The following is a 23,708-nucleotide window of genomic DNA, read 5'->3' on the forward strand; positions in this document are numbered from 1 at the left end:
CATCCCGCGCAGCGGCTTGAGCACCGTGATGGTCGCCTCAGGCGAGCCGCCACGCGAGCAGCCCCTCGGGCGCATCGGTCTGCACGAACCCGGCGCCGACCAGCTCGCCTTCGAGCGTCTCCCACACCGGACGGTAGGCGTGGCCGACGATCTCCTCCTCGCTGATCACCTTGCCGTCCTGGGTGATCTGGTAGAGGTAGCGGGCCGTACACACCTCCCCCTCCGCCCCCTCCGAACCCTCCGACTCGAGGATCTCGGAGGAGACCGTGTAGGTGTGCCGGCCGACCTGACGCGACTCCAGCTCCTTGAGGGGGCGCACCGGCGGGGCACCGCCGGCGCGCCAGGTGAAGACCAGCAGCCCGCCGGGTTCCAGCTGGGCCGCCAGCACCGGCCAGAGCCGCTTGCGGTAGCCCGACTCCATGGCGTACATCACGTTGATCATCACCATGGCCTCGACCGGCTCGTCCAGGGCCACGCTCAGCGCGTCGCCGGGGAGCACGGTCACGCGCTCGAGCAGTTCCGGACGCGCGCCCAGCCGGGACAGCAGCACCGCGCGCATGCCGGCCGAGGGCTCCAGCGCGAAGATCTCGGCGGGCGTCCAGTCGGCCAGCGACGTGGTGATCAGGCCGGTCCCCGCGCCGATCTCCAGGATGCTGCGCCGTACCCCCGCGAGGAGCGGGGGGAGCTTCTTACGGATCTCCGGCACGTGCCCGTTTTCGTGGAACAGGTCATAGAAGGGGAGGGAGATGAAGTCGGTCACGGCGGGCCACGCTACTCCACGCCCGGGGCGGCTGACCGTCTTTCCGATCTCGGCTTCGGCGTCACTGTGGCCCCTGGCTCATGCTCGGCGGGGCGCCGGAGCACACAATGAGGTGTGGCCCGATGGGTGCTGCACGTCGACCTCGACCAGTTCGTCGCCGCCGTCGAGTTGCTGCGCCGTCCCGAGCTGCGCGGCCGTCCGGTCGTCGTCGGCGGGGACGGTGACCCGACCAAGCGCGGCGTGGTCAGCACGGCCTCGTACGAGGCGCGTCCGTACGGCGTGCACTCCGGCCTTCCGCTGCGCACCGCGGCGCGGCGATGCCCGGACGCGGTGTTCCTGCCCGTGGACCGCGAGGCGTACGAGGCGGCGTCGGCTCAGGTGATGGCGACGCTGCGGGAGTTCGAGGCCGTGGTCGAGGTGGTCGGCTGGGACGAGGCGTTCCTCGGCATCGTCGACGACGATCCCGAGGGGACGGCCCGGCTCATCCAGAGGCGGATACGGGAGTCCACGGACCTCGACTGCACGGTCGGCATCGGACGGAACAAGCTGCAGGCCAAGCTGGCGACCGGCTTCGGCAAGCCCGCCGGCGTCTTCCGGCTGACCGGCGAGACGTGGTTCGACGTACTGGGCGACCGGCCGACGGACGCCCTGTGGGGAGTGGGGCCCAAGACCGCCAGACGGCTCGCCGCCATGGGGATCGGCACCGTGTCCGAGCTGGCGGGCACCGATCCGCGCGTCCTCGCCGAACGGTTCGGCCCCACGATCGGGCCGTGGCTGGTCCGGCTCGCCCGCGGCCAGGACACGTCGCCGGTGGTCGGCACGCCGTACGTGCCGCGTTCGCGCAGCCGTGAGACCACCTTCCAGCACAACCTCGACGACTGGGACGAGGTGCGGCGCGAGGTGGTACGGCTGGCCCGGCGGGTGGCCGACGACGTGGCCGCCGAGCGGCGGCCCGCGGTCCGCGTCGTGGTCAAGGTGCGCTACGCGCCGTTCGTCACCCACACCCACGGCCACGCCCTGGAGACGCCGACGGCCGAGCCGGCGACGATCGAGGAGGCGGCGCTCGCCGCCCTCGACCGCTTCTCGGAAGGGCGGCCGGTTCGGCTACTGGGCGTCAGAGCCGAGTTCCCCGGCTAGGGAGCGTCCACGAACCTTGGCCGGTCACTTGGCCCGGAAGGAACCTGCGGTCCTCGCGAAAGGTCGGTGGGCACGGAGTGCGGGAGGCCACGGCATCCGGTGGACTCGGTGCCTTCCACTCACCGCCCGCGGGGGCGCGTCGGCCGTCACCCATCGGAATCTTGCGCGCTCCGAGTCCTCCCGATCAGGTGGCCGTCGTGTCACACATCCCCCATCATTACAGTTCGCGATCAATCGATCGCTGACAGTCACAACAAAGGGAGATGCTGTGGTGGCCGAGCGGGAGGTCCCGGCGGAGTGGATGGCGAGCTGGCCCGGACCGGGCGAGCCGGTCGATGTGCCCACGCAGGACCGGCCGCACCTCGACTGCGGAACCGAGTCGTGGCGGTTCGCCGCCGACCTGCGCGATGAAGACGGGGAGGAGCTCCAGCTCCTGGTCACCTTCATGAGCCACCGGACCACCAGGCCGGACGGCAGCCCGTTGACCTCGTACGGGTGTTCCTGGAGTACCGCGGAGGGTGCCACCTACCGCACCGAGACCTGGCGTGACGTCGGCGCGCTGGAGCTGACCTGTCTGGACGCGTCCAGAGGTTGGGATCCCTGTGTGGGCGAGGCGGTGTGGGAGGCCTGCTCCAGCGGGCGGCCGATCGCCCCCGACCAGGTGTTCCCCGGCCCGGTCCGGCTCGCCGCCGGTGAGCTGCGTCTCGATTTCGGCGGGATCGCCGAGCTGTCCGGGGACACCGACGGCACCTATCGCATCGTCCTGCGCGGCGACCGGGAGAGCTGGCGCCTGCGGCTGCGCCCCCTCAAGCCCGCCGTGACGGAATCGGTGCGGCTGGGGGCCCCGCTCGGCGTGGACGAGGCGTGCTACACGTACGTCGTGCCCCGTCTGGCGGTCGAGGCGACGCGGAGCCGGCCGGGACGGCGGGACGCGGCGATGTTCGGCGAGGCGATGTACCGGCACGCCTTCGGCGCGGCCGAGCTTCCCCAGGCAGACGCCCGTGCGCCGATCGACCACAGCCGGACGTGGAGCGGGTTGCACCTGGACAACGGCTGGGAGGTGGTGGCCGTCCACTCCCGGACGGCGGACCTCGCCGGCGGCGTGGCCGACCGGCCGGCGTCGGTGGTGCTCGTGGCGCCGGACGGCGTCCGCCACGAGGCTCCCGCGCAGCTCACGGGTGCCGCGTCGTGGAACTCGATGACGACGCTGAACTCCTATCCCACGGAGTGGCGGATCGAATCACCTCAGGCGGGCCTCTCACTACGGGTCCGCACCCGCTTCCCCGAGCAGGAACGGTACGTCGTCTTCGGCCTGGGCTCCCAGCTGGACGGCGGCGCCACGGCGGAGGGCACGCTGCACGGCCGACCGGTGCGCGGCAGCGGATGGCTGGAGGTGCTGCCGGTCAACCGCATCCCCGACTTCGAACGTCATATGGAGCGGCTGCGTGAGGTCACCCATGCCGAGCTTGTACGCGTATATCCGGATGCTCCGGAACCTGCGGCGATCGCGGCGTTGGCCGGGATGGACCTGGACGGGGGATGGCCCATCGACCTCGTCGCCGACCCGCTGCACCGCTCGCTGGTCGCGCCGATCCGGCACATGGCCGACGCCATGGGCAAGGGCTGGCGCAGCTACGGCGCGCTCGCCGCGATGGAGATGCTGGGCGTGGACAGCCGGTCGTATCCGGAGCTGACCGCGCTGGCCGAGTTGCTGCACACGGCCAGTCTCATCGTGGACGACGTGGAGGACAGCGCCCCGACCCGCCGGGGCCGTCCCTCGGTCCACACCGTGTTCGGCCCGGCAACCGCGATCAACACCGGGACGCACGCGTACTTCGTCTTCGACCAGGTCGTCCGACGACTGCTGCCCGACGACCCGCGACGGCGGCTGCGCCTGTACGAGGCCTACCTGGGCGGCCTGCGCCGCAGCCACGCCGGGCAGGCGCTGGACATCATCGGACACCACGACGCCATGGACGCCGCCGTCGCCACGGGGGACGCCGGCACGGTGCTGCAGAGGGTGCGGACCACGCACCGGCTGAAGACCGGCGGAGTGGTCCGCGGAGTGGGAGAGTTCGGGGCGATCCTGGCCGACGCGGACGACGAGCGGTTCGCCGCGATCAGCGCGTATTACGAGGCCGTGGGGCTGGCCTACCAGATCAACGACGACATCGCTGACCTGCTCGGCCTGCTCGCCTCCCCCGGCGACGCCGCCGCCCGGGTCGCCCGGGTCGCCGGCGAGGACATCCGCGAGGCGAAGGTCACCCTGCCCCTGGCCCACGCCGTCACCCTCCTGCCCCGGCCCCGGCTGCGCGAGGTCTGGGAGATCGTCCGCGCGGGCGGCACCGCCGACCCGGCCGCCGCGGTCCGCGTCGCCGAGGCCCTGCGGGACTGCGGCGCCGTCGCGGCGGCGCTGGCCGACGCCCGCGAGGTGATCGACCAGGCATGGAAGCCGCTGCAGGATCTGCTGCCCCTCAACCGGCACACGATCACGATCCGCGCCCTCGGCATCTATGCCGCCCAGCGCTACCTCGACGAATAACCGTCCGCCGGGGAGCCGGCCCACGGCGACCCCGGCCCGACGTTCGGGGACTCGCTGAACCTCGCTATCCCCCGGCGGTGGCTGCCAGGTGAGTACCCCAAGGCGGTCTGAGGCACTCTGGCCTCGCCGAACGCCACCCGGCGGTGGCTGTCGTGCGATGCCCCAATGCGGCCCCAGGCGCTCGGGCCTCGCTGAACCTCGCTGTCCCCCGGCACCCGGTGGCGGCTGCCGTGCCCTTCGGCGCCGCCCCGGAGGTCCTGCCGTGCCGCCCTGTCACGTGACGTCCGAGGGTTCGGGGAGGGCGGTGGTCTCGCCGGGCACGACGCCGGAGCCGCCGCGTGGCGCGGGCAACAGCCGCGCCAGCCCGCCGGGCAGCCACCAGTTGCGCGCGCCGAGAATGCGCATCAGGGCCGGGACCAGGGCCAGCCTGATGACGGTGGCGTCCAGGGCGATCGCGGTGGCGACGGCCAGGCCGAGCTGGGCCAGCTCGTGGCGGTGCGCGGTGAGCAGCGCGCCGAACGTGGTGACCATGACGGCCGCGGCGACGGTGATCGGCCGAGCGGTGTGGCGCAGGCCGTGGACCACGGCGTCGGTGTTGTCCCCACTGACGTGGTAGTGCTCGGCGATGCGGTGGATGAGGAACATCTCGTAGTCGATCGAGAGGCCGAACACCAGCGTGAAGGCCAGCAGCGGGATCAGCGTGTTGACCTGGTGGCCGACGATCTGCGGGAAGTGGCGGGTGGCCAGGGTCAGCAGGCCGAACGCGGCGGTGACGGCGAGCAGGTTCATCACGACGGCCTTGATCGGCAGCAGGACGCTGCGGAAGGTCACCAGCAGGAAGACCAGCGAGCACCCGAGCACGAGCGCGATCACCGTGCCGAGCTGGGCGGTGCTCTCCTCGACCAGCTCGGAGAAGATCGCGTTGGGCCCGGTCACCAGGACGCGCTGGCCGGGCGGCAGCAGGGCCGGAGCGTCGTGATCCGTGAGCCGCCGCGCCAGCGCCGTGGTCACCGGATCGTCGATCGGCGTGCGCACCACGACGAGGATGACGGTCAGGTCGCGGCCGTTGTCCATGGGGGCCGCCAGAGCGACCCGCGGGTCCGCGCGGAGCGCGGTGACCAGCGGGCCGGTGTCGACCAGCGGCGCTCCCGTCGCATGCGGCAGCACCACGGCCAGCGCGGACGCGACCCCGTCGGCCTCCATGTACGTCAGCCCTCGCCCGAGATCGGTCCGGGCGATCGAGGCGCGGTCCAGGTCGAAGCCCAGGTGCAGGCCGGCGGCCGGCGCCGCGGCGGCGGCGAGCACACCGGCGCAGGCCAGCGTGTACGCGATGGGATGGCGCATCAGGTGGCGCGCCCACCGGCTCCACCCGCCGCCGTCTCCGTCGCGTTCCGGCCGGCCGGGGTGGACGCGCCGGCGCCGGCCGGCGGCGCGCCGTCGGCGCGGCAGTCTCAGCCGCCCCCGGGCCAGCCACCGGTCGGCGGCCACCAGCGCGGCGGGCAGCAACGTCAGGGCCGCCGTCGCGGCGATCACGGCCGCTATGCCCACCGCCGCCGCCATCGTGCGGATCATCGACATGCGCACCACGAGGAGCGCCGCCGCCGTCAGCGCGACCGCCAGGGCACACCAGCCCGCCGTCCGCCCCGCGGTGCTCGTGGCGACCCCGGCGGCGTGCACTCGGTCATGCCCCATGCCACGGGCGCGGCGGTAGCGCAGGAGGATCAGCAGCGCGTAGTCCAGCCCGAGGCCCATCCCGACGGTCGCCGCCACCGCCAGCATGAAGGTGTCCGTCTCGGTGCCGAGCAGGCTCGCCGCCGCGAGCACGCCCAGAGCCGTCACCATGACGGTCAGGGCCGTCGCCAGCACCACCAGAGCGGCGCCGGCCGCCCCCAGGCCGATCAGCAGCGCCAGCAGCGCCACTGGGACCGCCACCAGCTCGGCCCGCCGCAGGTCGGCCAGATCGGCCTGCTTGGCCTCCGCGAGCGTGGCGGTCTCGCCCACGATGTGCGCGTCCACGAGAGAGTCGGACGCCTGCCGTACGGCGCGCTGGGCGGCGTCACGCAGTAGCGGCAGAGCCGCCTGGCGCGCCGCCTGGTCCCCGTTCAGGCCGACGATCGCGTACGCCCGCCGCCCGTCCTGGCCGCGCAGCGGAGGCAGGAGCTGCACCCCGCCGACCTGCGGCTGGGCCGACACCGCGCGCACCCCGGCCTGGAGCGCGCGCTGGTACGTCTCGTCGCCGCTCGACAGCGTCGCCGACGCGAACACGAGCAGCATCTGCTCGGTGCCCAGCCCGGCGAAGCCGTGCTCCAGCAGGTTCGCCCCCGCCGCCGAAGGCGATCCGTTCACTCGCACGGCGGGCGCGACGGCCCGCTGGAGCAGACCGGGCGCCATCAGGGCCGACGCGGCCAGCAGTACCAGCCACACGGCCAGCACCGCCCGGTGACGGCGCGCCACCGCCTCCCCCAGCCACAGCCAGACGGAGCGGCGCCCCGACACGGACCGCGGCCCGCCGGCCGACGCCCGGGATGACAACGCCATCAGCCCCTCCAGGACGATCAACGGAAATCACAAAGAGAGATCGAGCAAGCACAGATCGTAGCCATGCCGACCGACGTTTCCGCCGCGACCGCGAACCCCGCGCCACCCAGGCGAGTGAGGGTCCGGGAAAGGCCGGAGGTACGCTCTGGTCCCGTGAAGTGACGACGCGCCGTCCCCTTGCCCGACGCCGTACGAGCCGTGCTCCGGCGTCGGACTGATCGTGTCCGCATCCGAATCGTCCACTTCCGAAAGAGCGCCTTCGATGACCGACCAGACGTTTCTCGACCACGTCGCCGACCGCCTCGCCGCCCTGCCCGCCGTACGTGCCGTCACGCTGGGCGGCTCCCGCGCGCAGGGCACCCACACCCCGTCCAGCGACTGGGATTTCGCCCTCTACTACCGCGGCGGCTTCGACCCGGCCGACCTGCGCGCCGTCGGCTGGGAGGGCGAGGTCTCCGAGATCGGCGGCTGGGGTGGGGGCGTCTTCAACGGCGGCGCGTGGCTCGACATCGACGGACGCCGCGTGGACGTCCACTACCGCGACCTCGACGTCGTGGAGCACGAGCTCGCCGAGGCGGAGCAGGGGCGCTTCCACTGGGAGCCGCTCATGTTCCACCTGGCCGGCATCCCCAGCTATCTGGTGGTGGCCGAGCTGGCCGTCAACCAGGTGCTCCGCGGCACGCTGCCCCGTCCCGCCTACCCTGCGCCGCTGCGCGCGGCGGCCCCGCCGATGTGGCGGGGCCGTGCGGACCTGACGCTCCGGTACGCCAGGTCCGCCTACGCCGCGCGCGGCCAGGTCACCGAGGTCGCGGGAGCTGTCGCCGTCGCGGCGATGCAGACCGCCCACGCCGTCCTCGCCGCGCGCGGCGAATGGGTGACCAACGAGAAGCGGCTGCTGCAGCGAGCCGGGCTGCGCGACATCGACGCGATCGTCGCGACACTACGGCCGGAGCCGGAGGCCCTGACCCGGGCGATCGACGAGGCCGCGGCTCTATTTGCGCTCGCTTCGCTCGCGCGGGCTCGGGGCGCCTGAAGTCGGCTCGTGCCCTCGTCACGTCCTCACTCGTTCCTCGCTCCGGGCGTTCCTCAGTTACTTCACCGCCGCGCCCCTCGCGTGATAGTTCGGCGCTGTAGTGATTGAGCCCACTCATTCCTCAGTCCAGACACCGCCGCGCCCCTCGCGACCCGCCGGGCCGGTCGGACGGCCGGCTCAGGCGGGCTCGTCCGCCGACGTGACCGGCGGGAGGGGCAGCGGCCGGTCGAGAAGGAAGGCCAGGAGCAGGTCGCGGTAGAGGTCGGGGCGGCCGTTCGCGATCGAGTGCCCGGCGCCGCGCACGTAGACGAGGGTCGATTCGGGCAGCGTGCGGCGGTAGTCGTAGGTGACCGCCCACTTCAGGTAGTCGCACTCGCCCCGTACGACGAGCGTGGGCACGTGGACGGCACGCAGCCGCGGCCGCGGGTCGGGGACGGCGGCCGCGTCGGCGGACGTCATCTGGTTGGAGTAGAAGCCGGGCCGGTTGTCGTGGACGGGCGCGGGCGCGCTGCCCGGGCAACCGGTGGCGTCCTTGGCGGTGAGCAGCAGCTCGCGGAAGTACGCGTCGGCCTCGGAGTCGGGCACGAGGGCGTGCGCGGCGGCCGGGTTGACCTGGAGCAGCAGCGCCTGGGCGAGGAACCGGGGGGTGGAGGTCAGCTCGTCGGCGAGTTCGGCCTGGGCCGGGGCGAGCCGGTCCCAGGGGCCGCCCGGCCCACCGGGGAAGGCCGGTTCCCAGATCGCGCCGGGCGAGGTGAGCACGGCCTTGGCGACGTTGCCGGGATGGGCGGCCATGTAGGCCGCCGACAGCGTCCCGCCCCAGGACCTGCCGACGAGGATGACCTTCTCGGCGTGGATCGCGCGGCGGATAGCGTCCAGGTCGGCGACGTGCCGGCCGACCGTGTAGCCGGTCACGTCGGCCAGCCGCGTGGAGCGGCCGGCGCCGACCTGGTCGTACGCGTAGACGTCGAAACCGGCGGCGGCCAGCTCCCGTCCCCCCTCGGGGACGCCCTCTCCCGGCGTCCCCGGCCCGCCGTGCAGGAAGATCACCGGCGTCGGCCGGGCCCGCCCCGACGCGGGGATCTTCACGTACGCGATGCGGGAGCCCGTGGGCAGGTCCCAGTGGGAGACCCCGGGCGGGGCCGCGGCCACTGGCGGCACGGGGAAGGGGTGGAAGACCGTGGCGGCCCCGAGGCAGGCGCCCAAGAGGACCACCACGGCGACGTACGGCCACAGCGCCCGCGGCGCGCCGAACCGCCGGACGGCGGGGCGTCCGAACAGCCAGGCGGCTCCGGCCGCCGCCATCAAGCCGGCCGCGCCGAACACCGCCACCACCGGGACGAGGGCGGCCGTCCCGAGGAGCGCCGCCGTCCCGGCCACGACCGCGGCGATCATCCCGGCGAGCGCCCACGCACCGCCGTACAACAGGTTGGATCTCATGCGAACGACGCTAGGAAGCCGATCTCGCCGCCACCTCATGCCGCGGAACCGTCGTCACCCCCGCCGCGCGGCGGGGTCGCCCTCCCCCTCGGCGAAGTCCGGCTCAGCGGACCCCCGGGCGGATCAGGCCGGTCTCGTACGCGGCGATGGTCGCCTGGAGACGGTCGCGGACCCCGAGCTTGGCGAGGATCACCGCGACGTGGTCCTTGACGGTCGCGGGGCTGATGCCGAGCACCTCGCCGATCTCGGCGTTGGTGAGGCCGCGGGCCATCTGCGTCAGCACCTCGGTCTCGCGCCGGGTCAGCGTGCGGAGTACCGCCGCGTCGCGGGGTTCGGGCTCGGACGCGAACCGGTCGATGAGCCGCCGGGTGACCCCCGGGTCGAGGAGCGCGTCTCCCGAGGCCACCACCCGGACCGCGTCGGCGAGCCGCTCCGGCTCGGTGTCCTTGAGGAGGAACCCGCTGGCGCCCGCGCGGAGCGCGGCGAACAGGTACTCGTCGAAGCCGAACGTCGTCAGCACGACGACCCGCGTGCCGGGTGCCTCGGCGCCGATCCTGGCGGTCGCGCGCAGCCCGTCCAGGCCCGGCATCCGGATGTCCATGAGGGCCACGTCGGGCCGCAGCGCCACGGCCAGCGCCACGGCGGCCTCGCCGTCCGCCGCCTGACCCACCACACTCAGGTCGGGTTCGGCGTCCAGGACCGCCGCGATGCCCACCCGCACCACCGCCTGATCGTCGGCGACCGTCACCCTGATCACGCCAGCACCTCCGGGATCCACACCCTCGTCGTCCCATACTCGTCCTGCGAGAAGCCGCCTCCGGCCGCGTCGGCCAGCGCGCGTAGCCGCCGCTCCGCGCCAGGGGAGGACGGCCCCGACACCGCCACGCCGTCCGCGTGGCAGGCCACGGTGACCTCCGGCCCGCCGTGCCGCAGGATCAGCTCGGCCGCCCGGAACGCGGCGACCTCCACGCTCGGGGACGCCGCACGCCGCGTCCCGGCGTAACGGACGGCGCCCTGGTGCCGCGCGGCGAGCAGGGCGATCCCCGCGATGGTCGGCGGCGGGTCGTCCCCTTGAAGCCGCAGCTCGTCGAGCGACTCCCTGAGCGCGGCCAGCCCGGCCCTGGCCTCGGCCAGCACGTCGTCCAGCCGACGCGCGTCCGCGGCCGCCACGATGGCCCTGGCGTGTCGCAGTGCCGTACGGCGCAGCTCCGCCGCCAGGCGGCTCCGCTCCGCCAGCACGACCGCCGCCGCCTCGCGGCCGAGCAGGTCCCGTTCCCTGGCCATGGCCGTACGGCGCCGCCCGCGCCGGGCCGCGACCGCGAGGCCGAGCGCCCACGTCGCCGTCGCGGGGACCGCGACACCCATGGCCAGCACCGCCCACGCCGCCAGCCGGTTTCCGATGATCCCGGGCCCGCACGCCAGGGCGAGCCCGCCCACCGCCGCCACGGCCGCCGGGGCCATGGCGCCCCACCGCCGGAGCGCGGGCCGGCCGTACGCGCCCACCGCGTACAGCAGCGCCAGCTCCACCCAGAGACACCACAGGAAGACGTCTCCCGCGGGCTGCGTCGTCCAGCCGGCGAGCCCGGCGGCGAGCAGAAGCGGATAGACCGACAGCGCGGCCGCGAGGCCGGCGAGCGGCGCCCGCCTGCGCAGGGCGAGCGGCAGGGCGTGCGCGGCGAAGAGCGGCACCAGCAGGGCGACCTCTCCGGGCAGCTCCTCGGGCACGTCGGCCGTCACCAGGCTCGTCCCGATGGACAGCGCCAGCGCGAGGATCGCCAGCGCCACGTCGGCCGCCTGCCGGCCGCGCCACTCGTACGTCGAGGACGGCGAGGACGGCGAGTACGTCGAGGACGGCGAGGACGGCGGGCGGTCTTCGGGGGCGAGCGGGAGTTCGGCGCGTACGGCCCACCCCTGGCCCTCCGGCCCCGCGGACAGGGAGCCGCCGCAGGCGGCCGTCGCCGCCCTGAGTCCCGCGAGTCCGTGACCGCCGCCCAGCCCGCGCGCCACGTCCCCGCCGTTCACGGCCGGGTCGCCTGGAGTGTTGACGACCGAGACGAGCAGGCGGCCGTGCTCGCGCTCCACGCCGACCCGCACGTCGCCTCCCGGCCCGTACCGCAGGGCGTTCGTCAGCGCCTCGCGGACCACCCGGTACGCGACCGCGGCGATCTCCGGCGGGGCGCTCCCGCCCGTTCTGCGGTAGCTGAGCCGGGGGTCGGGCCAGGTGGCGATCAGGGCATCCAGATCGGCGAAGTCCCCACGGCCGGCCGGGGTGTCGGCGTCGGTCAGCCGCTCCAGCTCCTCGACGGCGAGCCGTCCGGTCTCGGCGGCGTGCCGGGCCGCCTCCTCGACCAGGGCCTGATCGGCGAGGCGCAGCGCGGACGCGGAGCCGACCACGATGCCGGTGAGCCTGTGGGCGGCGGTGTCGTGGAGTTCGGCGGCGAGGCGGTGCCGCTCGACCTCGGCCGCGACCCCGGGAACGTCCGGCGCGGCCGCCCGGTACGCGGCCAATGCGAGGCGTCGCGCCCGGCCGCGCCTGCGCGCCCTGCCGAGGGCCCACGTGACCGCGCCGAGGCCGACGGCCAGCAGCGCCACGCCGGTGACGGACCTGGCCGGCTCTCCGAGCGCGATCGCCGTGCCCGCGCTCAACGCCGCGGCGACCGCGACGCCCCCGGCGGCCACGCCCGCGGTCCGCCGCAGGGCCAGGCCGTACAGCGCCGCCGTCACGATGAGCGGCGGGACCCACCACAGCCAGCCGGGCAGCATGGCTCAGTCCGCGTCCGCGGAAGCGCGCGACGGGGCCTCATGGACCAGGCCGCGTTCGAGCGCGGCCGCGGCGGACCCCTCGCAGTGCAGGCCGGTCATCCTGCGCCGCCCGGCCGGGGTGCCGGCGGCACGGCGGCGCGGAAACTTCCCCGGCTCGCCGCTTCCTCCCATGCCGCCAGGCTACCGGCGTCCCCTTCACCGGGCCTCCACGAAGGATGCCCCTGCCAGTGGTGGCCCACGACAAGCCGCTGACGGTGGTCACCCTGTTCCTCCTCGGGGCCTGCGGGTTCGGGTTCCCCGTACGTGCTGCGGGTCGCCCGGCGGGATTCCGCGCTGGTGGGCACCACGAACACCGCGGCGTTCGGCGCCGGGATCACCCGGTCCCGCACAGTGCCACCCCCGGGGCGCCCCCCCTCACCCGCGGCGGGCGACGAGGCCCGCGTCGTGCGCGACCAACGCGGCCTGTGTGCGGTTGGCGCAGTCCAACTTGGTCAGCACCCGCGAGACGTACCCCTTGATCGTCGTCTCCTCCAGGTACAGCCGAGCGGCGATCTCCGCGTTGGACAGGCCCTCGCCCAGACCGGCCAGAACGTCCTGCTCCCTCGTGGTGAGCGCCGCCACCGCGCGCCGCGCCTCGTGACGGGCGGCCACCTCTGTACGGGTGAACTCGGCCAGGAGCCGCCGGGTCACCGACGGTGCGAGCATCGCGCCTCCCGTGGCCGCCGCCCGTACGGCCGCGACGATGACCTCCGGGTCGGCCTCCTTGAGCAGGAAGCCGACGGCGTGCGCCCGCAGCGCCCGGTGGACGTACTCCTCCAGGTCGAAGGTGGTCAGCATGACGACCTTGGGCGGGTCCGGCAGCCGGGCCAGCCGTTCGGCGGCGGCCAGCCCGTCCACCACCGGCATCCGCACGTCGAGGAGCACGACGTCCACCCGGTGGGCCATGGCCTTCTCGACCGCCTCGGCCCCGTCGTACGCCTGGGCGGCCACCTCGATGTCGCCCGCCGTCGCCAGCAGAGCGGACAGGTAGGCGCAGACCATGCGCTCGTCGTCCACGACCATGACGCGGATCATGACGCGACCGCCGTGACCGGCAGCTCGGCGCGTACCTCGAAACCGCCCTCGGCGGTCGGACCGGCCCACAGGGCGCCGCCGACCAGGGCGACCCGCTCACGCAGGCCGAGCAGGCCGCTGCCGCCGCCGGGCAGCGGGTCGGCCGGGCGGCCCGCCCGAGGAGGGGTGTTGCGCACCCGGACGCCGACCCGTTCGGGGCCGTAGTCCACCTCGACCGCGACAGAGGCGCCGGGTGCGTGCTTGCGCGCGTTCGTCAGGGCCTCCTGCACGATCCGGTAAGCGGTCCTGCTGAGCGGGGGCGGCAGCTCCGGCGCCTCTCCCCTGACGACCAGCTCGACGGGGACGCCGACGGAGCGGCTCTCACGTACCAGTGCGTCCAGGTCGGGCAGGTCCGGCTGCGGCGACAGCGGGGCCGCCTCGACGGGGTCGCCCGCCCGCAGGACTCCGACGACCGCCCGCAGCTCGTCCAGGGCCTGCACCCCGGTCGCGCGGATCTGCTCGGCGGCCGCCCGCACCTCCTCGCCCCGGACCGCCTCCGCCCGCATCCGCAGGGTGCCGGCCTGGAGCACCATCAGGCTGACCCGGTGGGTCACCACGTCGTGCATCTCGCGGGCGAGCCGCGCGCGTTCCTCGGTGCGGGCGCGCTCCACCTGCCCGCGCGCCTCCCGCTCGGCGAGGTCCCGCCGGGTCCGCACGTACAGGCCGAGCAGCAGCGGGGCGCAGACGATGACCGCGGCCTCGACCACGAGTCGCGGCGGCGCGACGGCCGGCCACCCTTCTGGCCTGCCGGGGCCGGCCGCCACCGCGATCGCCGGCACCGCCACCGCCCACAACACCCGTGAGTCACGCACCCGTACGGCGAGGGCGTAGGCGGCGAACGGCAGCGCGAACGGAACACCGCCCAGCAGGCTCGCGGCGGCGACCCCGACCGCCACCGGCACGGGGTGACGCCGCCGCAGCACCAGGGCGAGGCCGCACGCCGCCTCGACGGCGATGCGCCCGGGGGTGGTCACCGCGCTCCCGAACGTGCCGAGCGTCGCCACTCCGATCCCGAGCAGCAGCTCCCACCCCCACGCCGACATCCCGAACCCCCGCACGCCGCACACCGTATCCCGACATTTGCCCAGGTAGCGCGACTAGTCGGGCGAATACCTACTTTCGTGGGTATGTGCGGTACGCGTTCCATACGAACGGTCAGGAGCGCCCGTTCTTCCCGCACAGCAGCGTGTCCACCAGCGCGACGGCGGCCGCTCTGCTCTCGTCCTTGTTCATGCCGGTCACCGACAGCACCACCTGGCGGCGGCCGTCGCGGGTGTTCCCCACGTACGTGTGGAAGCCGGGGCTGCTGCCGCCGTGCGCCAGGCTGTCCACGCCGCAGCTCAGCCGCCTGACCTCCAGGCCCAGGCCGTACCCGAGGCCGGGAACGCCGGTGTCGTGGGAGATGTCCACCGTACGGGTCATCTCGGCGAGCTGCGCCGGGCGCAACAGCTTGCCCTGGAGCAGTGCGGCGAAGAACCGCTGAATGTCGCCGGCGGACGAGATCATCTCTCCCGCCGCCCCGGCGACGGAGGGGTTGAACCGCGTGACGTCCGCCATCGTCGCGCCGGGCTCCATCGAGAGCGGCATGTAGCCGTGGGCGTGGCGGCCGGGGATCGCCGGCGACGTGCCGGGCACGACGGTACGCCCCAACCCCAGCGGGCGCAGGATCCGGCGGGTGATCTCCTCGCCGTAGGAGCTACCGGTGACCTTCTTGATGATCATTCCGGCCAGGAAGTAGTTCGTGTTGGAGTAGCGCCACCCCTTGCCGGGGGCGAAGTAGGGCGGGTTGCGCAGCGCGAGGCGCACCAGTTCCTCGGCGGTGTAGGTGCGGTACCGGTTGCGCAGGAACTCCTCCCCGTACAGCGGCACATCCTTGTCCTGCGAGTAGTCGTACAGGCCGCTGGTGTGGTTGAGCAGCTGCCGCACCGTGACGCCGTCCCCGTTCGGGACCACGCCGGGCAGCCAGCGCTCGACCGGGTCCTCCAGCGAGAGCCTGCCCTCACCCACGAGCTGCAGCACCACAGTGGCGACGAAGCTCTTGGTGGTGCTGCCCATCCTGAAGTTGGGGTCGTGCGGCACCGGCTGCGTCCCGCCCAGCCGCGCCGTGCCCGCGCGTTCGGCCCAATGGCCGTTCTCGTCACGGACGTCCGCGAACGCGCCGACGGACCCCCGCGCGACGACCTGCTCCAACGCCTGGCGCAGCTCGACGTCGCCTCCGGCGGCCGGGGCCGCGAAGGCCGGGGTGGCCGACGCGAGCGCGACCGGCAAGATGAGGGCCGCGAGCAGGGCGGCGCGGGCGCGGCGGCGGTGAACGATCGGCATGTGATCTCCCAGATCCGTTGATTGGGGCCGCGGCCTGGCCGCGCGCCCTGAGGACCGTGCCAGTCTCGTTCGCGATCATCCGGCCGCCCCAGCGGGGAAAGCAGGAACCTGCGGACCTACGGAAGTAGGTGATCGGCCGCCGCCGTCATCCGATTCGGCCGTCCTCGGCCGTCCGGCCCCCGACGTGCGAGGCCAGTTCTGCGTGCAGCCGCGCAACCGCCTCCCTACCGTCGCCGTCGCGCCAGGCCAGCGCGACGCGATGCCGCGGAGCACCCGCGAGCGGACGCCAGACCAGCTCGGGATGGGTCGCCTTGGCGGCGGGCACCAGCGAGATGAGGTCCGGGTCGGCAGTGAGCAGGTGGACGACGGCACTGAGCCGCCGGCTGTGGCACACCTGGACCTCGGGCCGCCACCCTGCCGCGGCGCAGGTCTCCAGCACGTGGTCGTGATAGCCGGGGGCCTCCTCACGGTCGAACCAGAGCAGGCGGCGACCGGCGAGGTCGTCCGCGGACAGTCCGTCGGGCAGTCCGTCGGGCAGCGGGCGCCGCCGCCCGCCGATCACACCGAGCGGCTCGTCGGCCAGACGCAACAGGCGCAGCTCCCCGACCTCCACGGGTTCGAGGAGGAGGCCGAGGTCCAGCTCGCCCCGGGAGAGCAGCTCCGGCTGCTCCGCGCAGGTGGCGTCATGGAAGGCGGCTTCCACGCCGGCGGCGTCGGCGGCGGCGCGGACCCGCCCGAGCAGGTCGGGGCCGATCCCGTTGGACAGCCCGATCCTGAGCGCGGGCCGGTAGCCGGCGGCGAGGTCGCGGATGTCACGCAGGGTCCGTTCGGAACGGGCGAGCAGGTCACGCGCCGCGTCGAGCGTCGCCACCCCCGCCGGGGTCAACCGCAGGCCGCGCGAGGTGCGCTCCAGGAGGGAGGCGCCGACCTCCTTCTCCAGGGCCTTGATTTGCTGGCTCAGCGATGGCTGGGCGATGTGCAGCCTGCGGGCCGCCCGGCCGAAGTGCAGCTCCTCGGCCACCGCCTGGAAATAGCGCAGCCGGCGCAGGTCCCACCCCATTCCGGCAATGATAGGCGCGGCCTATCGGACGTGCGGAAACATGTCTTGGACCAACATGTCGGCGTCCCTGTGGACTAGAGCCATGTCTATCGTCTTGTGGGTGTTTCAGGCCCTGCTGGCCGCGCTGTTCCTCGCCGCCGGCGGTCTCAAGATCGCCAGGCCGCTCGACGCCCTGACCGGGCTGATGCCGTGGGTGGAGGACTTCTCCCGGCTCCAGGTCATCGGCATCGGAAGCCTGGAGATCCTCGGCGCGGCGGGCCTCGTCCTTCCCGGGATCACCCGGATCGCACCCGTGCTGACGCCGATCGCGGCGATCGGCCTCGCGATCCTCATGGTCGGAGCCACCGTCACGCACCTGGTGCGGGGAGAGGCGCACCTGATCGCGGGGAACATCGTCGTGATCGTCATCGCCGCGGTCGTCGCGTGGGGACGCCTCGTCTCCTGGCCGCTCTGAACCCGCATGGGCGACCTCCGCCGCAGACACTCCTCTCGTATTTGAGTTGCCGGCGAGCGAGGTCAGGAAGACCAGATGGCCGGGCCGCCTGGCGACCATGCGGCTCGGCCGCCAAGCGGGCGACCCGCCCTGACGAGGCCCGTCGCCAATCAGCTCGTGATCCCGCATGCGCCGATCAGAGTCTGTTCGACGCCGTCCGCGGTGGTGGGGAAACCACTGGCCACGATCAGCTGCGAAACGCCACTGGACCGGGTCGTACGCCTGCCCGGGAAGATCAGTGTGAAGACGAAGTCCGGGTGCGGGCAATGACGGGTGACCTCGTAGCCCCACGAAAGGCGCCTAATGCATGACTGTCGCACCGCCGTCCGTGCCCGGGAGCGCGCGGATGACCGCTGATCCCACCGACGCGGAGGTGATCGAGCGATCCCGGCACGAGCCCGAACTGTTCTCGCTGATCTTCGATCGGTACTACGCGCGGATCCACCGGTACGTGTCCTCCCGGCTCGGGCCGAGCGCCGCCGATGATGTCGCCGCGGACACCTTCCTGGCCGCTTTCGACCAGCGTCGGCGATATGACCTGACACGGCCGGAGGCGAGCGCCTGGCTTTTCGGCATCGCCACCAACCTCATCGGCCGTCATCGACGGTCCGAGGTGCGCCGGTACCGGGCGATGGCGCGGATGGACGTCCGTGACGACGGCGACTCCCACGACGAGAAGATCGCCGAACGGGTCAGCGCCGAACGCATGCAGCCACGGCTGGCCGCCGCGCTGGCCGACCTGTCCAAGCACGACCGGGACGTGCTCCTCCTCGTCGCATGCGGCCAGCTCACGTACGACGAGGTGGCCCGCGCCCTCGGCATTCCGGCCGGAACCGTCGGCTCGCGGCTCAACCGCGCCAGGAAACGACTCCGCACGACCCTCGGTAAGGAGATGAACATCCATGGATGAGATGACCATGCTGCGCGACCACCACGACGCCCAGCCGGCGCCTTCGCCCGCCACGGTCCGCGCGGCGCGGGAACGGCTCGCGGCACATTCGCGGTCCCGTCGTCTCCGCGTACCCCGCCTCGGCCGGCTCTCCCTGGGGATCGGCGCCCTCGGCCTGGCGGCCTGCGTCGGCCTCGTCGTCGTCCAGGTGATCAATGACGACACTCGGGTGAGCACGCTGAACGCCGTACCGGCCGGCGCGGTCCAGGTGCTGGACCGGGCCGCCACGGCCGCCCGTCAGCAGGACGACCCGCGTCCCCGAGCCGATCAGTACGTCTTCGCGGAGTCACAGAGCGGCGACTATGTGTCCGGCCCCGGGCAGACGCCCAAGTGGCAGGGCATGCGGCGGATGATCTGGCTCCCCGTGGACGGCAAGCGCGAGGGACTGCTGCGGGAGCGGAGGACCGCCGGCGGCGGATCCACCACCGGCGCGTGGAGCACCACGGTGCTCAGGCAGCCGGGTGGTGGGCCCCTGGACGTCCAGAACAACTACGCCGCGCTCGACCGGCTCTCCCGGGATCCCGACGAGTTGCTCGCACAACTCCAGCGGAGGTATCCGGCGCAGCACAGCTCCGATCCGGCTCGTGACCGGAGCGCCGACGAGCAGGTCTTCGACGGGATCAGTGGGATGGTGGCGGAAAGCTACCTGCCGCCTTCGCTGCGGGCCGCGCTGTTCCAGGCGGCCAAGAAGATCAAGGGCATCACTTTGGTCGAGGACTCGATCGACGCCGCCGGGCGGCACGGCGTCGCCGTGGCCCTCACCTTCCGCGAAGGTGTCCGCCAGGAAATCATCTTCGACCGGCAGACGTACGCCCCCCTGGGCTCGCGCAGCGTGCTCGCCGACGCGGCGGCGTACAACCGCCTCTTCTCCGATCTCAAGGGCGTGCCGCAGGGCCGAACGCTGTCGGCCACCGCCCTGGTGAACACGAGGATCGTCGACGCCCCCGGCCGGCTCCCCTGACACTGCCGTGTCTATTTGCGCTCGCTCCGCTCGCGCGGGCTCGGCACCGTGATGATTGATGGTGCTCGCGCGGGCTCGGGGCGCCCTTGAGGCCTTCGCGGGAGGGTGTTCTGGCCGGTAGGCGAGTTATCAGTTAAGAAACTTGACAGATGAGGGGCTCGATCCCGACGATGTAAGCGCGGATCCGTTCCCCCCATCCAGCAGCTCGCCGACGAGGAAATCCGCCGACGACGTCGCCGGCGCGCGCCACTCACCCGTGCCCTCACCCCCCTCGATCGGCGCGACGGCTCCGATCGCTCCTGGTTCGGGAGAACCCCCATGCGAAACCGAACACCGCGCCTGCTGACGCTGGCGGTGGCACTCCTGCTCGCGGCCCTGGGTGCCCTCGTCACCCAGACCTCGGCCAGCGCGGCCAACCTGCTCGTTAATCCGGACTTCGAGACCGGAACCCTCTCCCCCTGGTCCTGCACCGGCGGGCTCGGATCGGTGGTCGGCTCCCCGGTCCACTCCGGCACCAAGGCGCTGGCCGGCGCGGCGAGCGCGTCCGACACCGCCCAGTGCAGCCAGTCCGTGTCCGTCCGGCCGAGCACCGCGTACACCCTGTCCGCCTGGGTCCGCGGCAGCTACGTCTACCTGGGCGTGAACGGCGGCGGGTCCACCTGGACCTCGTCGCCCTCGGCGTACACGCAGCTCACCGTCTCCTTCACCACCGCGGCCGGGCAGACCTCCGCCGTCATCTACCTGCACGGCTGGTACGGCCAGGGCACCTACTACGCCGATGACGTGAACTTCGACGGCCCGGGTGGCCCGTCTCCTTCGCCGTCCGCCTCGGCGTCCCCCTCCGCCTCACCCTCGTCCTCGGCGTCGCCGTCTCCGTCGGCCTCTCCGTCCGCCTCTCCGTCTCCGTCGGCCTCGCCCTCGACGTCACCCACGGGAACGACGTGCCCGGTGAAGTCCCGGCCGACCGGCAAGGTCGTGCAGGGGTACTGGGAGAACTGGGACGGCGCGTCGAACGGCGTGCACCCGCCGCTCGGCTGGATCCCGATCACCGACTCGCGCATCCAGGCGCACGGCTACAACGTCATCAACGCGGCGTTCCCGGTCATCCGCTCTGACGGCACCGTCCTGTGGGAGGACGGCATGGACTCCACCGTCAAGGTCGCGACTCCCGCCGAGATGTGCCAGGCCAAGGCCGCCGGCGCGACGATCCTGATGTCCATCGGCGGGGCGGCCGCCGGCATCGACCTCAGCTCCAGCACGGTCGCCGACCGCTTCGTCGCGACCGTCGTGCCGATCCTCAAGCAGTACAACTTCGACGGCATCGACATCGACATCGAGACCGGCCTGAGCGGCAGCGGCAACATCAACCAGCTCTCGGCGTCGCAGTCCAACCTCATCCGGATCATCGACGGCGTGCTCGCCCAGATGCCCTCGAACTTCGGCCTCACCATGGCGCCCGAGACGGCGTACGTGACCGGCGGCAGCGTCACCTACGGCTCCATCTGGGGCGCGTACCTGCCGATCATCAAGAAGTACGTCGACAACGGCCGCCTCTGGTGGCTGAACATGCAGTACTACAACGGCAGCATGTACGGCTGCTCCGGCGACTCCTACTCCGCGGGCACCGTGCAGGGCTTCACCGCCCAGACCACCTGCCTGGACAAGGGTCTCGTCATCCAGGGCACCACCATCCGGGTCCCGTACGACAAGCAGGTCCCCGGCCTGCCCGCCCAGCCCGGAGCCGGTGGCGGGTACATGGCGCCCTCGCTGGTGAGCCAGAGCTGGAACGCCTTCAGCGGCAACCTCAAGGGCCTGATGACCTGGTCCATCAACTGGGACGGGTCGAAGGGCTGGACCTTCGGCGACAACGTCAAGGCACTGCAGGGTCGCTGACCCGTACGCGGGGGCCGCTCCCGTCCGCCCGGGAGCGGCCCCTTACGCGTCTGAGCCCCGGTCAGCCGTGTGGCCGCGAGATCTCCACGACCCGGAAGGCCAGGCAGACGACGGCGGTCCGATCGTCGACCGGCGCGCCGACCCCATCCCAGTAGCGGCGATGGACGTCGCGCCACTCCTCAAGGGAGGCGTCGCCCTCGCCCTCGGCTCTGGCGTGCTCCCACGTCACCTCCACGAAGGTTGTCACCTCCACGCCGGTGACCTCGACGGTGGCGATGGAGCGGCCCTCGTCGTCCAGGAGCGCCAGGCGCTCGCCGGGATACTCCAGGCCCTCGGTCTCCTTCGTGTAGTCCTCGACCAGCAGGCCAGTCGTGGCGGTCTTCGTCCCGGCCAGGACGAGGGCGTTCAGCTCGCGCCGCACCGCCCCCGGGGTCCCCAGCTCAAGCGAACGCATCCCGTCGACTCTCGGCCACATCGCCTCTCCGCCTCTCTCCGCTGCGTGAGCTCCAGATCGGTCCGCCGGACCATCTCGTCGCGGTGGCGGTCGAATGTCAGGCGGCTGATGCGGTCACAGTACTGACCGGCCACGATGCCTGACGATCTTTTTTCAGCTCGGCCCGGGGGGAATCCGTGCCGCGATCCGGCCGCGGGCGTGCTCGCGTCTACGTCCGGGGGCGGCGCGTCCGGAAGTCGTCCGCGATGGCGTCGAACGTGGCCCACCGGACGCCCTCGTGCCCGCTGATGTGCTCGATGAGGCGCTCCAGCATGAGCAGGACCTGCGGGCGGCCGGAGACGTCCGGGTGGATCGTCATCGGGAAGACGGCGTACTCCGACTCGCGGTGGACCCAGGTGAACTGATCCCGCCACATCTGCTCGATGTCGCGGGGGTTGACGAACCCGTGGCTGTTCGGGCTGGCCTTGATGAACATCATCGGCGGGAGGTCGTCGAGGTACCAGCTCGCCGGGATCTCGACGAGGTCGGTCTCCTGTCCGCGCACGAGCGGCTTCATCCACGCGCGGGCGTCCTTGGCGTAGTCGATCGCCGTCCAGGTGTCCCCGACCCGGACGTAGTAGGGCTCGAAGTCGCGGTGCATGAGCGAGTGGTCGTACTTGATGCCGCGTTCGAGCAGCAGCTCGTTGGTGACCGGCGAGAACTCCCACCAGGGGGCGACGTACCCGGTGGGGCGCCGGCCGGCGCGCGTCTCGATGAGCTCGACGCAGTGGTCGAGGATCGCCGACTCCTGCTCGCGGCTCATCGCGATCGGGTTCTCGTGGCTGTATCCGTGCAGCCCGATCTCGTGCCCGGCAGCCACGACCTGGTCGAACTGCTCCGGAAAGGTCTCTATGGAGTGGCCGGGCCAGAACCAGGTCGCCGGCAGGTCGTACTTCTCCAGCAGGGTGTTGAGCCGGGGAACGCCCACCTCTCCGGCGAAGACGCCGCGCGAGATGTCGCACGGCGAGTTCTCGCCCCCGTAGGAGCCGAGCCAGCCGCCGACGGCGTCGACGTCGATCCCGAACGCCACGAAGATTTCCTTGGCCACGGCGCGTCCTCTCTCCAGGCTTCGTTCACGGACGTGATGTGACGGGGGTCAGACGTACGGCGCGATGGTCGGCTCGGTGACGGCGACGCCCTCGGAGATCAGCAGCGCCAGCAGCAGCCTCGCGTGGTAGAGGGGCAGCGCGCCCATGCTGAGCGCGCCGGCCCGCACCAGGTCCGCCCCTCCGGCGTTGCCGTACGTGGGCACGACCGGCCCCTCGGCCACGCGGGTGGACAGCCCCACGACGGTTCCCGCCGCCACCGCCTCGGACACCCACTCCAGCAGCGCGTGGTTGGCGTTGCCGACGCCGGTCCCGGCGAGCACGACCGCCTCGGCGCCGGTGCGGACGGCGGCCCGCGCGAGCGCCGCGTCGGCCCCGGGGTGGACGGTCACGATGTCCACCCGGGTGCCGTCGAAGCGCGGACCGGGCCGGGCGAGCGGCGCCGGGCGCACCGGCAGCGCCGTGATCACGACCCCGGACGCGCCGATCCGCCCGATCGGCCCGCCATCCGCGGTCCGGTACGGCTCGGCCGCGACGGTGTGGTGCTTGCGGGTGCGCCCGGGGGAGAAGATCCGCCCGGCGAACGAGATGACCGCGCCGCACCCGCGCGCCCCGGGGGACGCGGCGACGGCTATGGCCTCCCGGAGGTTGCGTGGCCCGTCGCTGTCGGGCTGGTCGGCGGCCCGCTGCGCGCCGGTGAGGACGACGGGTTTGTCGCCGTCGTGGACGAGGTCCAGGAGGAACGCCGTCTCCTCCATGGTGTCGGTGCCGTGGCTCACCACGACGCCGGTCACCTCGTCGCGGGCCAGCGCGGCCGCCACGGCTTCGGCGATGACGCGCAGCTCCCGGTGGCCGAAGAGGTAGGAGCCGAGGTTGAGCACATCGCGCCCCTCGACCTCGACGTCTCCGTAACCGGCGGAGCCGAGGAGCTGCGCGGCGGTTCTGCGCGCCACCGCCGCGCCGCCGGGGTCGCTGATTGAGGCGATGGTCCCGCCGGTCGCGATCACGACGACGCGCGCGACGGCCGCGGGCGCGCCGTCGAGTCCGTCGTCCCTGGTCATGCCGGCCCCCCGTTGTCGGCGCGTGGTCGGCCCCTACCCAGGGACGGGGCGAGCATGACAGGCCCCGCTTCCCGACGCGGCACGGAATTGTCGGTGCCCGCTGCAAA

Annotated in this window: 20 protein-coding genes; 7 read left to right on the forward strand and 13 right to left on the reverse strand. The window is 73.0% G+C overall.

Annotated features, from left to right (window positions below; translation table 11 throughout):
* Window positions 1–37: 37 nt before the first annotated feature.
* Complete coding sequence (locus AWQ68_RS13630) at window positions 38–760, reverse strand: class I SAM-dependent methyltransferase (protein ID WP_066940053.1); 723 nt, start codon at window positions 758–760, stop codon at window positions 38–40.
* Between the two features lie 114 nt (window positions 761–874).
* Here AWQ68_RS13630 and AWQ68_RS13635 point away from each other — a divergent pair, with 114 nt between their 5' ends.
* Window positions 875–1,897 (forward strand): DNA polymerase IV, encoded by a 1,023-nt coding sequence (locus AWQ68_RS13635; protein ID WP_066940056.1) that lies wholly within the window; start codon window positions 875–877, stop codon window positions 1,895–1,897.
* Between the two features lie 271 nt (window positions 1,898–2,168).
* Window positions 2,169–4,439 (forward strand): polyprenyl synthetase family protein, encoded by a 2,271-nt coding sequence (locus tag AWQ68_RS13640; protein ID WP_157545272.1) that lies wholly within the window; start codon window positions 2,169–2,171, stop codon window positions 4,437–4,439.
* A 273-nt stretch (window positions 4,440–4,712) separates the two neighbouring features.
* On the opposite strand, the gene AWQ68_RS13645 is transcribed toward AWQ68_RS13640, so the two are convergent.
* Window positions 4,713–6,977 (reverse strand): MMPL family transporter, encoded by a 2,265-nt coding sequence (locus tag AWQ68_RS13645; RefSeq protein WP_157545274.1) that lies wholly within the window; start codon window positions 6,975–6,977, stop codon window positions 4,713–4,715.
* A 262-nt stretch (window positions 6,978–7,239) separates the two neighbouring features.
* Here AWQ68_RS13645 and AWQ68_RS13650 point away from each other — a divergent pair, with 262 nt between their 5' ends.
* A complete protein-coding gene (locus tag AWQ68_RS13650; protein ID WP_066940065.1) occupies window positions 7,240–8,010 on the forward strand; it encodes a nucleotidyltransferase domain-containing protein in 771 nt (256 codons plus the stop codon).
* A 177-nt stretch (window positions 8,011–8,187) separates the two neighbouring features.
* Here the strand turns inward: AWQ68_RS13650 and AWQ68_RS13655 are convergent, their stop codons facing one another.
* The 8 genes from AWQ68_RS13655 to AWQ68_RS13685 all read right to left on the reverse strand — a co-directional run bounded on the left by AWQ68_RS13655 (window position 8,188) and on the right by AWQ68_RS13685 (window position 16,705).
* On the reverse strand, window positions 8,188–9,447 hold the full coding sequence (locus tag AWQ68_RS13655) for an alpha/beta hydrolase (protein WP_066940069.1): 1,260 nt from the start codon (window positions 9,445–9,447) through the stop codon (window positions 8,188–8,190).
* A 103-nt stretch (window positions 9,448–9,550) separates the two neighbouring features.
* Complete coding sequence (locus tag AWQ68_RS13660; RefSeq protein ID WP_066940072.1) at window positions 9,551–10,204, reverse strand: response regulator; 654 nt, start codon at window positions 10,202–10,204, stop codon at window positions 9,551–9,553.
* The gene (locus tag AWQ68_RS13665) at window positions 10,201–12,210 is read right to left on the reverse strand and encodes a sensor histidine kinase (RefSeq protein ID WP_066940075.1); all 2,010 of its coding nucleotides are present in this window, start codon (window positions 12,208–12,210) and stop codon (window positions 10,201–10,203) included. The genes AWQ68_RS13660 and AWQ68_RS13665 overlap by 4 nt, the downstream gene beginning before the upstream one ends.
* Before the next feature lie 3 nt (window positions 12,211–12,213).
* A complete protein-coding gene (locus AWQ68_RS42415) occupies window positions 12,214–12,381 on the reverse strand; it encodes a hypothetical protein (RefSeq protein ID WP_157545276.1) in 168 nt (55 codons plus the stop codon).
* Between the two features lie 243 nt (window positions 12,382–12,624).
* Window positions 12,625–13,284, reverse strand: coding sequence for a response regulator transcription factor (locus AWQ68_RS13670; protein WP_066940078.1), 660 nt, complete (start codon window positions 13,282–13,284; stop codon window positions 12,625–12,627).
* Complete coding sequence (locus tag AWQ68_RS13675; protein ID WP_157545278.1) at window positions 13,281–14,381, reverse strand: sensor histidine kinase; 1,101 nt, start codon at window positions 14,379–14,381, stop codon at window positions 13,281–13,283. Before AWQ68_RS13675 ends, AWQ68_RS13670 begins: the two co-directional genes overlap by 4 nt.
* 97 nt (window positions 14,382–14,478) lie before the next feature.
* Window positions 14,479–15,645 (reverse strand): serine hydrolase domain-containing protein, encoded by a 1,167-nt coding sequence (locus AWQ68_RS13680; protein ID WP_066940084.1) that lies wholly within the window; start codon window positions 15,643–15,645, stop codon window positions 14,479–14,481.
* Window positions 15,646–15,790: 145 nt separating this feature from the next.
* Entirely contained in the window at window positions 15,791–16,705 is a 915-nt protein-coding gene (locus tag AWQ68_RS13685) for a LysR family transcriptional regulator (RefSeq protein ID WP_066940087.1), read from the reverse strand.
* Between the two features lie 82 nt (window positions 16,706–16,787).
* On the opposite strand from AWQ68_RS13685, the gene AWQ68_RS13690 reads away from it, so the two are divergent.
* The 4 genes from AWQ68_RS13690 to AWQ68_RS13705 all read left to right on the forward strand — a co-directional run bounded on the left by AWQ68_RS13690 (window position 16,788) and on the right by AWQ68_RS13705 (window position 21,001).
* Window positions 16,788–17,159, forward strand: coding sequence for a DoxX family protein (locus AWQ68_RS13690; protein ID WP_066940089.1), 372 nt, complete (start codon window positions 16,788–16,790; stop codon window positions 17,157–17,159).
* A 385-nt stretch (window positions 17,160–17,544) separates the two neighbouring features.
* Complete coding sequence (locus tag AWQ68_RS13695; RefSeq protein WP_066940092.1) at window positions 17,545–18,108, forward strand: RNA polymerase sigma factor; 564 nt, start codon at window positions 17,545–17,547, stop codon at window positions 18,106–18,108.
* Window positions 18,101–19,108 carry a CU044_5270 family protein gene (locus AWQ68_RS13700; protein ID WP_066940095.1) on the forward strand — a complete coding sequence of 336 codons (1,008 nt, stop codon included), beginning with the start codon at window positions 18,101–18,103 and terminating at the stop codon, window positions 19,106–19,108. Before AWQ68_RS13695 ends, AWQ68_RS13700 begins: the two co-directional genes overlap by 8 nt.
* Window positions 19,109–19,426: 318 nt before the next feature.
* Window positions 19,427–21,001 carry a glycosyl hydrolase family 18 protein gene (locus AWQ68_RS13705; RefSeq protein WP_066940098.1) on the forward strand — a complete coding sequence of 525 codons (1,575 nt, stop codon included), beginning with the start codon at window positions 19,427–19,429 and terminating at the stop codon, window positions 20,999–21,001.
* Between the two features lie 61 nt (window positions 21,002–21,062).
* On the opposite strand, the gene AWQ68_RS13710 is transcribed toward AWQ68_RS13705, so the two are convergent.
* From AWQ68_RS13710 to AWQ68_RS13720, 3 genes are all read right to left on the reverse strand, one after another.
* Window positions 21,063–21,455: an ASCH domain-containing protein gene (locus AWQ68_RS13710; RefSeq protein WP_245655898.1), complete on the reverse strand. Its 393-nt coding sequence runs from the start codon at window positions 21,453–21,455 to the stop codon at window positions 21,063–21,065.
* A gap of 208 nt (window positions 21,456–21,663) precedes the next feature.
* Entirely contained in the window at window positions 21,664–22,542 is an 879-nt protein-coding gene (locus tag AWQ68_RS13715) for a polysaccharide deacetylase family protein (RefSeq protein WP_066940104.1), read from the reverse strand.
* 48 nt (window positions 22,543–22,590) lie between these two features.
* Window positions 22,591–23,601, reverse strand: a complete 1,011-nt coding sequence (locus AWQ68_RS13720; RefSeq protein WP_066940107.1) for an asparaginase — start codon at window positions 23,599–23,601, stop codon at window positions 22,591–22,593.
* Between the last annotated feature and the right edge of the window lie 107 nt (window positions 23,602–23,708).

Origin of the sequence: Microtetraspora fusca, from assembly GCF_001570365.1 — a bacterium.
Taxonomy (GTDB): Bacteria; Actinomycetota; Actinomycetes; order Streptosporangiales; family Streptosporangiaceae; genus Microtetraspora; species Microtetraspora fusca.

Bases quoted from the DNA above. Each gene is read 5' to 3' on its own strand.
- AWQ68_RS13645 (WP_157545274.1), bottom strand. From the start codon at position 6,977: ATGGCGTTGTCATCCCGGGCGTCGGCCGGCGGGCCGCGGTCCGTGTCG.
- AWQ68_RS13650 (WP_066940065.1), top strand. From the start codon at position 7,240: ATGACCGACCAGACGTTTCTCGACCACGTCGCCGACCGCCTCGCCGCC.
- AWQ68_RS13655 (WP_066940069.1), bottom strand. From the start codon at position 9,447: ATGAGATCCAACCTGTTGTACGGCGGTGCGTGGGCGCTCGCCGGGATG.
- AWQ68_RS13665 (WP_066940075.1), bottom strand. From the start codon at position 12,210: ATGCTGCCCGGCTGGCTGTGGTGGGTCCCGCCGCTCATCGTGACGGCG.
- AWQ68_RS42415 (WP_157545276.1), bottom strand. From the start codon at position 12,381: ATGGGAGGAAGCGGCGAGCCGGGGAAGTTTCCGCGCCGCCGTGCCGCC.
- AWQ68_RS13670 (WP_066940078.1), bottom strand. From the start codon at position 13,284: ATGATCCGCGTCATGGTCGTGGACGACGAGCGCATGGTCTGCGCCTAC.
- AWQ68_RS13680 (WP_066940084.1), bottom strand. From the start codon at position 15,645: ATGCCGATCGTTCACCGCCGCCGCGCCCGCGCCGCCCTGCTCGCGGCC.
- AWQ68_RS13685 (WP_066940087.1), bottom strand. From the start codon at position 16,705: ATGGGGTGGGACCTGCGCCGGCTGCGCTATTTCCAGGCGGTGGCCGAG.
- AWQ68_RS13690 (WP_066940089.1), top strand. From the start codon at position 16,788: ATGTCTATCGTCTTGTGGGTGTTTCAGGCCCTGCTGGCCGCGCTGTTC.
- AWQ68_RS13695 (WP_066940092.1), top strand. From the start codon at position 17,545: ATGACCGCTGATCCCACCGACGCGGAGGTGATCGAGCGATCCCGGCAC.
- AWQ68_RS13700 (WP_066940095.1), top strand. From the start codon at position 18,101: ATGGATGAGATGACCATGCTGCGCGACCACCACGACGCCCAGCCGGCG.
- AWQ68_RS13705 (WP_066940098.1), top strand. From the start codon at position 19,427: ATGCGAAACCGAACACCGCGCCTGCTGACGCTGGCGGTGGCACTCCTG.
- AWQ68_RS13710 (WP_245655898.1), bottom strand. From the start codon at position 21,455: ATGCGTTCGCTTGAGCTGGGGACCCCGGGGGCGGTGCGGCGCGAGCTG.
- AWQ68_RS13720 (WP_066940107.1), bottom strand. From the start codon at position 23,601: ATGACCAGGGACGACGGACTCGACGGCGCGCCCGCGGCCGTCGCGCGC.